The organism is Streptomyces sp. NPDC088197, from assembly GCF_044741185.1.
Taxonomy (GTDB): Bacteria; Actinomycetota; Actinomycetes; order Streptomycetales; family Streptomycetaceae; genus Actinacidiphila.
Genome location: NZ_JBIUSD010000011.1, coordinates 108742 through 120738 on the forward strand (window position 1 = coordinate 108742; position 11997 = coordinate 120738).

The window sequence follows — 11997 nt, forward strand, 5'->3', positions numbered from 1 at the left end:
GGGTCAGGCGCCGCCCGACGACGCCGGGCGGTGGGACACCAGAGCGGTGTCGACACCGGTGGGTCCGAGGTCGGCCGAGCCGCCGGGGTGGCCCAGCGGCTCGTCGCGCCCCGGAAGGGGTTCGAGGAAGAAGCGGGCGTTGTCCTCCACGAAGTCGGCCTGGCCCTCGGGTACTTCGTCGCGGTACTTGATGGCCGTGACGGGACAGACCGGCTCGCAGGCACCGCAGTCCACGCACTCGTCGGGGTGGATGTACGCCTTGCGCGAGCCCTCGTAGATGCAGTCGACCGGGCAGACCTCGACGCAGCTCCGGTCGAGCACGTCGATGCAGGCGCCGTGGATGACGTAGGCCATGGGAATGCCGACTTCCTGGTTGAGAGGGACAGTGGTGAACGCCCGCCGGTTCGGGCGGTGATGAACGGCTCCCGGTGGGGGCGGGGTTCGGGCGGTGGTGAACGGCCTGCGATGCGCCCGGGGTTCGGGCGGTCGTGGGCGCCCGCGCGTCAGGCGGCGCCCCGGTCCGGCCGGTCGGCGTCCGCCGCGGCGACGTGCCGCAGGGTCTCCCAGTCGGGGATCTTGGTACGCGCCCGGCCGAGGTTCCGGCCGCGGCTCTCCTCCTCCGCGTCGATCGACAGCCAGCCGTCGTACGTGACGGGCCTGACGCCGCGCTCGGCGAGCACCCGGTCGACCTCGTCGGGCCCGGCGCCGCGGGGCGGCCGGGCCGCCAGGTCCGCGACGACACCGGCCACCGTGTCGGCGGCGCAGGCCCGGTTCGTGCCGACGACTCCGGACGGCCCGCGTTTGGCCCACCCGGCGACGTAGTGACCGTCGAGCGCCCGGCCGTCGGGGCCCAGCACCCGGCCCGCGTCGTGCGGGACGCGGCCCAGGTCCTCGTCGAACGGCAGGGCGCCGACCGGTGTGCTGTGGTAGCCGACCGACCGGACGACCATGCCGGCCGTGAGATCGGTGACCTCGCCGGTCGCCACGACCGCGCCGTCGGCCTCCCGCGTCCTTTCCAGGCGCACGGCGGTGACGGCGCCGCCCTCGCCCAACAGCTCCACGGGGCGGGACCAGAAGTGGAAGCGCAGGGTGCGCCGGACGGCGGGCACCTCACGGGAGGCGAGGTCGGCGAAGACCTTGAGGTTGGCCGCGGTCAGCGGGTCCTGCGACCCGGCGGGCAGCAGCCCGGCGTCCAACTCGGTCGCGACATCGTAGAGTTCGAGCAGTTCACGCAGTTCCTTCGCGGTGAACTTCGCGTGCTCCGGCCCGCGGCGGCAGACGAGGTGGACGTCGCGGACACGGCTGCGCGCGAGCCGGTCCAGGACGTGCGGCGGCATGTCGGTCCGCGCCAGGTCCGCCGCCGACTTCACCAGCAGGCGCGCCACGTCGAGCGCCACATTGCCCGCGCCGACGACGGCCACCGACTCCGCCTCCAGCGGGAAGGACTCCCCCGCGCGGGCGTGGTCGGGATGGCCGCTGTACCAGGCGACGAAGTCGGTGGCCGAGCAGACCCCGGCCAGCTCCTCCCCCGGTACGGCGAGCCTGCGGCCGACGGAGGCGCCGGTCGCGAACACCACCGCGTCGTACAGCTCCGCGAGTTCCCGCGTCGTCACGTCGCGGCCGACGTGGACGTCACCGAGAAAGCGGACCCCGTCGCGTTCGAGCACCTTCCGCAGGGCGACCACGATGGACTTGATCCTCGGGTGGTCGGGCGCGACGCCGTACCGCACCAGGCCGTACGGCGTGGGCAGCCGGTCGTAGACGTCGACCGACACATCGAGCGCACCGCGCACGAGAGCGTCGGTCGCGTAGACGCCCGCCGGTCCCGAACCGACGACGGCGACACGGTAAGGGTTCATCTGCTCCTCATCCCCACCATTACTTAGCCATGTGTACTTAACCAGGCGAAGCAATACGTGTCAACGGTCACACCACGGGTCGTTTCAGAGGGTTCGCGGCGCGGACGCGACGACCGCGCGCGTGGCGTCCGCCGCCCGCCGCGCCACCTCGGACGTCGGCCGCGACCGCAGCGCGTCGCAGTAGACCTCGACCGAGAACGGCGCCTCGACGCCCGGCCGGTCGAGGGCCGCCACGAACGCGCGCAGGTCGAAGTCGCCCTCGCCGGGCAGGACCCGGTGGTGGACGGCGTCGACCATGCGGTCGGGGTCGACCGGCGGCACCGGGCCGTCGTTGAACTGCACCATGAACACGCGCTCCGGCGGCGCCGTACGCAGCAGCCCCAGGTCCGGGTCACCGCGGAAGAAGTGCCAACTGTCCACGCACAGACCGCCGTTGCCACGGTCCGCCCCGGCCACGACGGCCAGCCCGGACGCCAGGTCGGGGATGCTGCTGTAGGGCACGAATTCCAGCGCCACCCTCAGCCCGTGCGCCGCCGCCCGGTCGCACAACTCCCCGAAGGCGTCCACCACTTCAGGTCCGACCGGCCGGGCGTCCGCGACCGGCCGGGCGTCGAAGGTGCCGACGGTCTGCGCGAAGGGCACCCCGAAGGTGTCGGCCAGGTGGAAGGCGGTCCTCTCCAGCTCCGGGTCGGCGTAGACCAGACCAGGACGGCCGGCGACACCCGCCGGTCGGCGCGGCGCGCCGTGGAAGCCGAACAGCACCTCGACCTCGTTGATCCGCACGTCCCACTCGGCGAGCACCGCGGCGAGGTCGCGGTCCTTCCATCCCCGCGCGAGCAGGTCCCGGTAGTACGGGATCGCGAGCCCGATCCCCTCGTACCCGGCCCGGCGGGCCGCGGCGACGCGGTCGGGGAACGACGCGTCGCGCACGGTGCCCCAGGCCAGGACCAGCCGGGGCTCGCGCGCCGCGGGCGGCGCGTTCACCCGGCGGCTCCCGTCAGGTCGGGCAGCACGCGGCGCTCGACCAGCGTCCGCAGCGCGTCGCGGAAGGTCGCCTCGGTGTCGTGGACCCGGGTGTAGCCGGCCTGTTTGACCTTGACCGTGCTGACGAGCGCGGGCGGCGGCATCGTCGTCAGGCCGTATCCGAAGGTGTAGTCGGCGTACTGATGCGACCGGCCGAGGACGTCGAGCAGGGAGAGCGGGCGGAGCCCGTGCTTGGTCACGATGTCCTGCCAGACCCCGGCCAGCCGGGGCAGCTCCTCGGTCAGACTCATCGGACGGGGCGGCGCGCACGGCACGCCCATCGCGTCGGCCAGGGACGGCCAGAGCTCCTGCCAGGAGAACACCTCGCCGTTCGTCAGGTTGAAGTGCTCGCCCCGAGCCGCGGGCGAGGTCGCCGCCCACACCAGGGCGCCCGCGACCAGCCGCGCGTCCACCACCTGGCGGACCGGGTGGACGGTGCCGCCGGGGAAGCCGAACGGGATGCCCGTCGCGGCACTGAGCGCGGCGAAGGCGCCGATCACCGGCGGTGTGCAGTAGGAGACGCCGTACGCCGGTCCCACGACCTGGACCGGCCGCAGAATGGTCCAGTCGAACGCGTGGCGGTCGGCCAGCTCCCTGAGCAGGTCCTCCTGGCGCCAGTAGAAGTTCTCGTGGTCATCGCGCGGCGCCCGCTCCCGCGCCGGGACCGGGATCGGGTGCAGGTGGGCGCCGTACGCCTTCGTCCCCTGCATGACGGTGGCGTGCCGCAGCGCGCCCCCCTCGGCCAGCGGCCCGAGGACGTTGCCGAGCATCGCCCCGTTGGTCGCCATCTGCCGCGGGTCGGACCACCCGGCGACCAGGTCCGGTTTTTCGTACGCCGCCGCGTAGACCAGGTGGGTCGGCCGGGGTGCCAGCGCGGCGACGGCCTCGCGGGTCGCGGACCCGTCCGTGAGGTCCACCGGCACGTGCCGGCACCGTACGGATCCGTCCGCCTCGGGCGGGCGTCGCGAGAGGGCGACCACGTCCCACCCCTCGGCGGCGAAGGCGGTGATCGCCGCGGCCCCTATGAGCCCGCTGGCCCCGGCCACCAGCACTCGTCCAGCACTCATCTCGTCTCCTTGACGATGGGGCCCGTGTCGGCGGTCCTGCGGTCAGAAGGGCGGAAGCAGTTCGACGTCCTGCGGCGCGCTCACGAAGTAGCGCTCGACCAGGCGCCGGGCGAGCTTCCAGGCGCCCGCGCGGCGCTCGTAGACGTCGTGGTAGGTGCAGCTCACCCAACTGATCCTGCCGTCCGGGTGGACGCAGACGGCGATGGCGTCGCTGCGGCCGGTCGCGCGGTCGGGGGTCTCGAAGCGGGCCGTGTGGTTGGTGGTCCAGTGATAGGTCTCCTTCCACACCTTCCCGATGACCTCCTGCGAGCGGCGGATCTCGTCCGTGCCGTGGAAGTCGCCGCGCCCGCCGGGGATCAGGTACTCGGCGTCGTCGTGCCAGATGCTCATGAAGCGGTCGATGTCGCGGCGGTCGGTGCCCTCGCAGTAGCCCGCGACGATGTCGGCGAACTCCGCACGGCCCTCCAGCTCGTCGATCCGCTGCTCCAGCGACCGGCCCTCGGTGTGTGTCGTCATGTGCTCAGACCTCGGCCTTCGGCGCGGTGCGGAACTTGTCGGGGTAGTCGTCCGGCAGGTCCTCCTCGGCCAGCGGGACGATGTGGTGGTCCAGGACGTAGCGGTCCTCGCCCTTGGCCTTGTCGTTCTCGTCGAACTCCCAGAAGACGACGGTCCTGGCCGACAGCACGTAGAAGGGGCTCGCGGGCGAGGTGTCGTCCACGAAGCCCATCTTGCGGGCGACCGCGGCGGTCAGGATCTGCCGGAAGGTGCCCTCGGTGACGATGTCGTAGTCGCCGACCACCACACGGGTCTTCTTCGACTCGATGACGTACGAGCCGTTGTTCACCATCTCGGTGTAGTTGGCTCGAACCTGCTCGATGCCCTTCGGGCCGGTGTCCCCCTTGACGTCCCCCAGGACGCCGTACTCGTGGTACTGCGGGTCGTCCGAGAGCGTCGGCAGGACCATGTCGAGGTCGGCCAGCACCTCGCCCTTCGAGTGGTGGACAACCGTCTCGAGATGCTTGAGCTGCAGAGGTGTTCTGGCCTTGTGCATGTGCGCCTCGAAGCTGGTGTATGTCAGCTCCGGCCTGAAGTCCTTCATTTTCCCTCCTCAGGGATACGGGATCTCCGTGTGACGGTCGCCACAATTTATCTAACCATGTAAACTAATGGCTGAATCCGACACCCGCAAGGGTGTTCGGCGAATCAGCGCAGATGTACGCAAACCCCCGATGAAACGGGGTTTCTGGACATGGCCCTGACAGATCTACGGCGTGGGCACGTGGCGTCGGGAAGCCCGCCGGGCGCATACTTAGCAGCGCGAAGTTGATGAGGCGAACGCCCAGATTCGGGGTAAGGATGACCACGACCACTAACGGCTCTGTCGACCGCGTCAAGCACGAGCACGCCATCCGGCGCGAGGATCTGACGCGCCTGCGGATGACGCTCGGTCGCCTCGGACGGGTATTGCGGCAGCAGAATGACGACGGTCTGAGCTATGCCCTCATTTCGCTGCTCTTCAACATCGGCCGCAACCAGCCCGTCTCCGCGGGCGAGCTGGCGGCGTCGGAAAGGGTCTCCCCGCCGTCGGTGACCAGGTCGCTCAACCGCCTCATCGAACTCGGCTACGTCTCCCGTACCGCCGACCCCGCCGACCGCAGGGCGGCGCTGATCGAGCTGACGCCCAGCGGCGCCGACGAGCGGGAGCAGGTGCTCAAGAGCCGCGAGGTCTGGCTGGAGGAGCACCTGGGACGGCTGGACGACACGGAGCTGGAGAGCCTGCTCACCGCGCTGCCCGCCCTGGAGCGGCTCTGCGACCCCGAGCTGCCGCGCCGCCCCTGACGTCCCCCGGCCCGCGGCGGCCGGCGGGCACCGGCCGTAGGTGGCGGTCAGCGGATCTCGACCTCCTCGCGTGAGCGCGCCAGGGCCGCCTCGGCGCCCTCGCGACGCACCTCCCGCAGGAAGTTGAACTCGCCCGGCTGGAAGTGGATGTTGCTCAGCGAGGCGCCGACGACGGTGGTCGCGGCGAACGAGAGCCCGACGCCCAGCTTCTCCAGCGAGGCGAAGACGGCGTACTTCTCGGTGACGATGCCGTCCCGCATGATCGACGCGCACATGGCGGCGAGTTCGGCCGCCCCCCGTGGCGCGTCCTCGGCGACGCGGTCGACCAGACCGTAGTCGAGCGCGGTCCGCGCCGACCAGGCCACGTTGCAGTACATCAACTCCTTGGCCCGCTTGAGGCCGACCGTCGCGAACAGCAGCGACATGTCGCCGTCCACCCCGACGTTGTGCCACCGGGGGGAACCGAAGGTCGCGTCCTCGCCCGCGACCACCAGGTCCGCGCAGAGCGCCAGGTAGAGGCCGGTGTCCCAGCAGCGGCCACGCGCCTCGACGACCGTCACCTTCCGGCAGTGCAGCAGCCGGCTGTACAGGCCCGTACTCCCCCACCACGCCTCGTCCAGCGCGATCAGCCGCGCCCGCTGGCTCGGGTGCTTGCGCACCGATCCGCCGGGCGCCTCCACGTACTGGTCCCAGGCGTCGGCCGGGTCCCAGCCCGCGCACAGGTCGTCGCCCTCGCCGCGGATCAGGACGGCCTTCACGTCGTCGTCCCGGTCGACGTCCGCGAGGTGGGCCGCGAACTGCTCGGCCATGGCGCGGGTCATGAGGTTGCCCGTCGCGGGACGCCGTACGGTGACGGTCGCGATGTGGTTCTCGTGGTCCTTGCCCAGTTCGACCCGGCCCTCGCTCATGCGCTCTCCTCCGTGAGACCGGACCCGACCGCCGCGCGGTGGATCGCGTAGTGGTCGGCCAGGTCGAACTCCCGGCCCACGCCGTGCGCGTCGTAGACGGCCTGCTGGAGCATCTTCGACATCGTCATGCCGTCCAGCGGCATGCCGATGACGGCGGCGGTCATCGACACGACCTCCGCGCGGAGCCGGCCGTCCGGGACGACCCGGTTGACCAGCCCGATCCGCCCGGCGGTGGCCGCGTCGTGGACGGTCCCCCTGAGCAGCCACGACTTGGCGCGGTTGAGCCGGACCGTCAGCGCGGCCAGGACGAAATTCGCCTCGGGCACGTCGAGGAAGGGCGAGCCGAACACGGCGTCCTCACTCGCGACGGCCAGGTCGGTACAGAGCAGGAGCGCGGTGCCCGCCCCGTGGCACGCCCCGCGCACCTCGGCGATCACGACCTTCTTCGCGAAGCAGGTCGCCTGGTAGACCGCGGTCGACGCGGCGAAGGCGCGGTGCCAGGTGGTCGGCGCCTCGGCCGCGGACGGGAATCCGGTGGCCGCCTCCGGCGCGAAGTCGGGCCCCGTGGTGCGCAGCACGATCGCCTTGACGTGGTCGTCGTCCGACGCCTCGACGACGGCCGCGGCCAACTCGGCGGCGAAGGCGGGGTCATGGGCCGTCAGCGGGGCGAAGCTCTCCACCTCGATGTACGCGCGGCCGTCGGCCACGCGGAGGTCGACGGCGCTCATCCCTTCACCCCCAGGCGGGGGTCGGCCGCGCCTTTGCGTTTCTTGTCGGCGTCGAGCGCGCCGCCGACGCCGACGTCCCTCGCGGTCTTCCAGAAGTCCATCTCGTCCGGGCCCGATTGGAGGAAGTGCGAGACCAACAGCCCGGTGATCGAGGGGACGCTGGTGTCCATCGCGCCCTCGGCGGCGCGCAGCCGCGACTTCAGGTACAGCAGGTGGCCGGGGGGCCGGGCGGCGAGGTCGGCCGCGATCGTCCGTGTGGCCGCGGCGAGTTCGGCGGCCGGGGTGACGGTGTCGACGAGGCCGAGGTGGTGCGCCTCGGTCCCGCTCATCGGCATCGCGGTGAAGCCGGTGCGGCGGGCGGCCTTCATGCCCAGGATGCGGTTGATGTGCACGCTGGCGACCGCGCCCGCCGGGCCCAGGAAGCGCGCTTCGAGCGCGCCGATCCTGCTGTCCTCGGCGGCCGTCACCACGTCGGCCTTGCACGCGATCATGAAGTAGGCCGCCGCGGCGCAGTAGCCGTGCAGTTGGGCGACGGTGACCTTCGGCGAGCGGGAGATCGCCTGGCTGAAGCCCAGTCGGCCCCACGCCATGTCCGCGCCGTACCGGTAGCCGACCGTCAGGGTGCGGCGCCGCTCGTGCGGGCGCTTCTGGCCCCACTGCTCGTTGATCTCGTTGCCGCTGCAGAACGACTTCCCGTTGCCCCGGATCACGATGACCCGCACCGTCGGGTCGTCCCCGGCAAGCGCCATCAGCTCGATGATTCGGTCGCGCATGGGCACGCTCATGGCGTTGTGCTTCTCCGGCCGGTTCAGCGTCAGATACGCGATGCCGGACGCCGGGTCGGCCTCGTACAGCACCTGTCGCGCCGCGGCGGCGATGCTCTCCGGGGTTCCGTACTTCACGCCTTGCCCACCTCTTCCGTTGCTCGGGGTGATTCCGACGGCGCGTGCGCGGGCCGCGCCTGCTCGACCACGCCGTCCGCGACGAGCGCGTCGATACGGTCCTGCGGGACGCCGAGGCGCGCGAGTACGTCGCGGGTGTCGGCGCCCAGCTCCGGTGTCCAGTCGCCGACCCGCGCGGGGGTGGCGCTGAGCAGGAACGGGTTGCCCACGGTGCGGACGGTCCCCCAGGTCGCGTCCGGCTGCTCGACGACGAAGCCGTTCGCGAGGACGTCGGGGTCGCGGGCGGCCTCGACGAAGGTGTTGACGGGAGCCACGGGTACGCCGTTGTCCCGCATCCGCTCGACCCAGGTGTCCCGGTCGGCGGTCAGGAAGATCTCCTCCAGGACCGGCTCCAGGACGTCGCGGTGCCGCTCGCGGATCCTGCTCTTCTCGAACCGCGGATCGTCGCGCAGGTCGGGCCGGCCAAGGGCCGCGGTCAGCCCGTGCCACACCTTCTGGTCGGTGGCGCCGATGACGATCCAGCGGTCGTCCCCGCAGCGGAACGCGCCCGAGGTCGACGTCACACGGCCCTGGGTGCGCTTCACCTCGTCGCCGTGCAGCGCGATGGTGACCTCGGCGGTGTGCATGGCCAGGCAGGAGCCGACGAGCGAGCCGTCCACGCGCTGGCCCCGCCCGGTGCGCTCCTTGGCCAGGAGCGCGGTCAGGATGCCCATCGCGAGGAAGACGGCACCGGCCGAGTCGGCCATCCCGCGGCTGGCGAGCCGGGGCGCCCCGTCCGGGGTGCGGACGAAGTCCGAGAGGCCGGAGACGGCCTGCGCGACCATGTCGAACATCGGCTCCTTGGCGCGCGGGCCCAGCGGGCCGTAGCCGGACGCGGCGGCGTAGACGATGCCCGGATTCTCCTGGCGCAGGGTGTCGTAGCCCAGGCCCAGCTTCTCCATGACGCCGAGCCGGAAGTTCTCCACGACGACGTCGCACTCGCGGGCGAGGGCCTTGACGATGTCGCGGCCCTCGGGGGTGGTGATGTCGACGGCGATCGACTTCTTGCCGCGGTTGAGGCCGGTGAAGAACCCGGCGTATCCGTCCGGGGCCTGGCGCAGCCGCCGGTCCCACTCGCCGCCCGGCCGCTCCACCTTGACGACCTCCGCGCCGAGGTCGGCGAGGATGCGGGTCGCGTAGGGGCCCTGGAGGAAGCGGGTGAGGTCGAGGACCTTGATCCCGTCGAGCGCTCCGGCGAGGAATTCGGGCGCGCCGGGCGCGGGCCGGGGCACGGTGTCCGGGGTGACCACAGGCGCGGTCGCGCGGTCGACGCCGGTTCCGTCCTCAGGCGCGGTCGTACGCTCGACACCGGATCCGTCCTCAGGCGCGGTCGCGCGCTCGATGTCGGGCGCGGTCATGCGTCCTCCCCCACCGTGGCCGTGACGAGTACGTCGAGCGCTTCGACCCGACTGCCGTTGACGCGCAGGGGGTTGACCTCCAGGGTGTCCAGGCTGGGTCCGACCGACAGGGCGGCCCGGCTGATCGCCACGATCGCCTCGCTCAGCGCGTCGAGGTCGGCGGCCGTGCTGCCGCGTGCGCCGCGCAGCAGGGCGGCGCCCTTCAACTCCCCCAGCATCCGGCGCACTTCGCGGGCGTCGACGGGCAGCACTCGCAGGCTGGTGTCCTTCATGACCTCCACCCAGATGCCGCCGAGGCCCACCGCGAGCACCGGTCCGAAGGTCGAGTCGACCGTGACGCCGACGAGGAGTTCCTGTCCCGGCTCCCGCATCGGCGAGACGAGCACACCGCGCAGGTCGGCGCCGGGGACGTTCCGCGCCACCGTCGCTGTGATCGAGTCGTACGCCGTCGCCGCGGCCCCGGCGCCCTCGACGCCGAGGACGACCCCGCCGACGTCGGACTTGTGCGCGACGGCCCGCGAGCAGATCTTCATCGCCACCGGGCCGCCGGCCTTGGCCGCCGCGCCCGCCGCCTCGGCCGCGGAGTGGACGAGCACGGCCGGGACGATCGGCACACCGGCCGCCTCCAGCAGGGCCCGCCCCTCGTCCTCCGCCCAGGTGCCGGCCGTCGGCCCGTCGCCGACCGCGGCGGGCGGCACTTCCCCGGTCCCGCTCGCCGTCACCCGAAGCGCGTCGCGCTGCTCGACCCACCGGGCCACATGCCCGAGGGAGGTGATCGCGAGGTCGACGCCGGGCAGCAGGAACAGCTTGTTCTCGGAGAGCAGCGACAGGGCGTACGGCGAGATGTCCAGGCAGGTGTTGGACGAGAGGAAGACCGGTACGGGCGAGGCGGCCACGATCTCACCGATGATCTTCATCCGGCTCTCGATGAACGTCGGGTCCTCGGGGCGCTCGTCCGGCAGCGGCGTCATCATCGAGAACATGAAGTCGATCCCGGAGTCCTCGACCGCGATCTCCATGAGGTCGTCCTCGGCCTTCGTCGGCCGGGGTCTGGCGCGGGCGTGGCCGAAGCCGGTGGTGTCGAGGGGGTTGAGGATCGAGGCGAACTCCGGCAGGTGCGCGGCCAGTTTGGCGCCGGTGTCCTCCTGCCAGCCGGGCAGGGCCAGGCCGTTGACCGAGGCGAGGTCGGCGATGATGTTGCAGCCGCCGCCGGACGAGGTCACGACGCCCATGCGGCGGCCGTCCGGGAGCCGCGGGCTGTAGCCGAACACCCCGGCGGTCGCGACCAGTTCCTCGACGCTCTCGACGCGGACCATGCCCGCCTGCCGGAACGCCGCGTCCACGACGGCGTCGTCGGTGGCCATGGCACCGGTGTGCGCCATGGCGGAGCGCATGCCCTCCTCGCTCCGCCCGGCCTTGTAGACCACGATCGGCTTGCCCGCCCGCAGCGCCTTCGTGCCGAGTTCGAAGAGCCGGTCCGGCTCGCGCACGGTCTCCAGGAACAGGGCGATGGCGCGGGTGCTCTCGTCCTCGATCAGGTAGTCGAGGACGTCCAGGCTGGTCAGTACGGCCGAGTTGCCCACCGACGCCCACAGCGTGGAGCCCACGCCGTGCGCCTGGGCGAACTGATACGTCGCCCGCGCCATCGAACCGCTCTCGAAGACGGCGCCGACCGGACCGGCCACGGGTGCGGACTCGGTGGCGACGGCCCAGGGCACCACCCCGTCCACCGCGTTGATGAATCCGATGGTGTTCGGGCCCATGAGCGTCAGGTCGAGATCGACCGCGCTCCGCGCCAGCCGCCGCTGCCGGTCGCGTCCGTCGGCTCCGGACTCCCCGTATCCGGAGGCGAGGATGACCGCGTTCTTGATACCCGCCGCGGCGGCGTCCTCGAGGATGGCGTCGACCCGGCTCGGGCCGACCATGATGTAGGCCATGTCGACGGGCTTTTCGAGGTCCCGCAGCGTCGGGACGGTCGGTTTGCCGAACACCTCGCCGTACTTGGGGTGGACGAAGCGCACGTCCCGCACCCCGCCGCCGAGTTCGAGGGCGTTGAGGAGATTGCGCGCCCAACTGGAGCTCGGCGATGCTCCCACGACCGCGATACTGCGGGCGCCGAAGAAGCGGCGCAGCCTGTCCGGCTCGACGATCGAGCGTCGTGCCGCGTAGTCAACGGTGAGCATGGGGCGTAACTCCTCGGGAGTCGGGCGATGGAGATCGGACCGTGGGATTCAGGCGGGGATTCGGGCGGGGAAGGTCGGGCGAAGGGATGTC

12 protein-coding genes are annotated in these 11997 nt (G+C 71.9%); 1 reads left to right on the forward strand and 11 read right to left on the reverse strand.

From position 1 onward, the window contains the following. Nucleotides 1-3 precede the first annotated feature (3 nt). The 6 genes from fdxA to ACIOC1_RS24980 all read right to left on the reverse strand — a co-directional run bounded on the left by fdxA (nucleotide 4) and on the right by ACIOC1_RS24980 (nucleotide 5048). Nucleotides 4-354 (reverse strand): ferredoxin, encoded by a 351-nt coding sequence (gene fdxA / locus ACIOC1_RS24955; protein WP_355342430.1) that lies wholly within the window; start codon nucleotides 352-354, stop codon nucleotides 4-6. Nucleotides 355-503: 149 nt separating this feature from the next. Further along, on the reverse strand, nucleotides 504-1859 hold the full coding sequence (locus tag ACIOC1_RS24960; protein ID WP_401856395.1) for an FAD-dependent oxidoreductase: 1356 nt from the start codon (nucleotides 1857-1859) through the stop codon (nucleotides 504-506). Between the two features lie 84 nt (nucleotides 1860-1943). After that, nucleotides 1944-2843, reverse strand: a complete 900-nt coding sequence (locus ACIOC1_RS24965; protein WP_401856396.1) for a sugar phosphate isomerase/epimerase family protein — start codon at nucleotides 2841-2843, stop codon at nucleotides 1944-1946. Next, complete coding sequence (locus ACIOC1_RS24970) at nucleotides 2840-3949, reverse strand: NAD-dependent epimerase/dehydratase family protein (protein ID WP_401856397.1); 1110 nt, start codon at nucleotides 3947-3949, stop codon at nucleotides 2840-2842. Before ACIOC1_RS24970 ends, ACIOC1_RS24965 begins: the two co-directional genes overlap by 4 nt. A gap of 42 nt (nucleotides 3950-3991) precedes the next feature. Continuing rightward, the gene (locus ACIOC1_RS24975) at nucleotides 3992-4465 is read right to left on the reverse strand and encodes a nuclear transport factor 2 family protein (RefSeq protein WP_391119187.1); all 474 of its coding nucleotides are present in this window, start codon (nucleotides 4463-4465) and stop codon (nucleotides 3992-3994) included. A 4-nt stretch (nucleotides 4466-4469) separates the two neighbouring features. Then, nucleotides 4470-5048 carry a hypothetical protein gene (locus tag ACIOC1_RS24980; RefSeq protein ID WP_401856398.1) on the reverse strand — a complete coding sequence of 193 codons (579 nt, stop codon included), beginning with the start codon at nucleotides 5046-5048 and terminating at the stop codon, nucleotides 4470-4472. Between the two features lie 257 nt (nucleotides 5049-5305). Here ACIOC1_RS24980 and ACIOC1_RS24985 point away from each other — a divergent pair, with 257 nt between their 5' ends. Next, the gene (locus tag ACIOC1_RS24985) at nucleotides 5306-5788 is read left to right on the forward strand and encodes a MarR family transcriptional regulator (RefSeq protein WP_355342447.1); all 483 of its coding nucleotides are present in this window, start codon (nucleotides 5306-5308) and stop codon (nucleotides 5786-5788) included. A 47-nt stretch (nucleotides 5789-5835) separates the two neighbouring features. Here ACIOC1_RS24985 and ACIOC1_RS24990 read toward each other — a convergent pair whose 3' ends face one another. The 5 genes from ACIOC1_RS24990 to ACIOC1_RS25010 are packed head-to-tail and all read right to left on the reverse strand — an operon-like array spanning nucleotide 5836 to nucleotide 11906. Beyond that, complete coding sequence (locus ACIOC1_RS24990; RefSeq protein ID WP_401856399.1) at nucleotides 5836-6696, reverse strand: enoyl-CoA hydratase/isomerase family protein; 861 nt, start codon at nucleotides 6694-6696, stop codon at nucleotides 5836-5838. Then, entirely contained in the window at nucleotides 6693-7424 is a 732-nt protein-coding gene (locus ACIOC1_RS24995; protein ID WP_391163032.1) for an enoyl-CoA hydratase-related protein, read from the reverse strand. Before ACIOC1_RS24995 ends, ACIOC1_RS24990 begins: the two co-directional genes overlap by 4 nt. Next, a complete protein-coding gene (locus ACIOC1_RS25000; protein WP_355342456.1) occupies nucleotides 7421-8326 on the reverse strand; it encodes an enoyl-CoA hydratase/isomerase family protein in 906 nt (301 codons plus the stop codon). Before ACIOC1_RS25000 ends, ACIOC1_RS24995 begins: the two co-directional genes overlap by 4 nt. Further along, the gene (locus ACIOC1_RS25005; RefSeq protein WP_401856400.1) at nucleotides 8323-9723 is read right to left on the reverse strand and encodes a CaiB/BaiF CoA transferase family protein; all 1401 of its coding nucleotides are present in this window, start codon (nucleotides 9721-9723) and stop codon (nucleotides 8323-8325) included. The genes ACIOC1_RS25000 and ACIOC1_RS25005 overlap by 4 nt, the downstream gene beginning before the upstream one ends. Further along, a complete protein-coding gene (locus tag ACIOC1_RS25010) occupies nucleotides 9720-11906 on the reverse strand; it encodes an acetate--CoA ligase family protein (RefSeq protein WP_401856401.1) in 2187 nt (728 codons plus the stop codon). The genes ACIOC1_RS25005 and ACIOC1_RS25010 overlap by 4 nt, the downstream gene beginning before the upstream one ends. Between the last annotated feature and the right edge of the window lie 91 nt (nucleotides 11907-11997).

Excerpts from the sequence above, each read along its gene's own strand:
- fdxA (WP_355342430.1), bottom strand. The coding sequence starts at position 354 with ATGGCCTACGTCATCCACGGCGCCTGCATCGACGTGCTCGACCGGAGC.
- ACIOC1_RS24960 (WP_401856395.1), bottom strand. The coding sequence starts at position 1,859 with ATGAACCCTTACCGTGTCGCCGTCGTCGGTTCGGGACCGGCGGGCGTC.
- ACIOC1_RS24970 (WP_401856397.1), bottom strand. The coding sequence starts at position 3,949 with ATGAGTGCTGGACGAGTGCTGGTGGCCGGGGCCAGCGGGCTCATAGGG.
- ACIOC1_RS24975 (WP_391119187.1), bottom strand. The coding sequence starts at position 4,465 with ATGACGACACACACCGAGGGCCGGTCGCTGGAGCAGCGGATCGACGAG.
- ACIOC1_RS24980 (WP_401856398.1), bottom strand. The coding sequence starts at position 5,048 with ATGAAGGACTTCAGGCCGGAGCTGACATACACCAGCTTCGAGGCGCAC.
- ACIOC1_RS24985 (WP_355342447.1), top strand. The coding sequence starts at position 5,306 with ATGACCACGACCACTAACGGCTCTGTCGACCGCGTCAAGCACGAGCAC.
- ACIOC1_RS24990 (WP_401856399.1), bottom strand. The coding sequence starts at position 6,696 with ATGAGCGAGGGCCGGGTCGAACTGGGCAAGGACCACGAGAACCACATC.
- ACIOC1_RS24995 (WP_391163032.1), bottom strand. The coding sequence starts at position 7,424 with ATGAGCGCCGTCGACCTCCGCGTGGCCGACGGCCGCGCGTACATCGAG.
- ACIOC1_RS25005 (WP_401856400.1), bottom strand. The coding sequence starts at position 9,723 with ATGACCGCGCCCGACATCGAGCGCGCGACCGCGCCTGAGGACGGATCC.
- ACIOC1_RS25010 (WP_401856401.1), bottom strand. The coding sequence starts at position 11,906 with ATGCTCACCGTTGACTACGCGGCACGACGCTCGATCGTCGAGCCGGAC.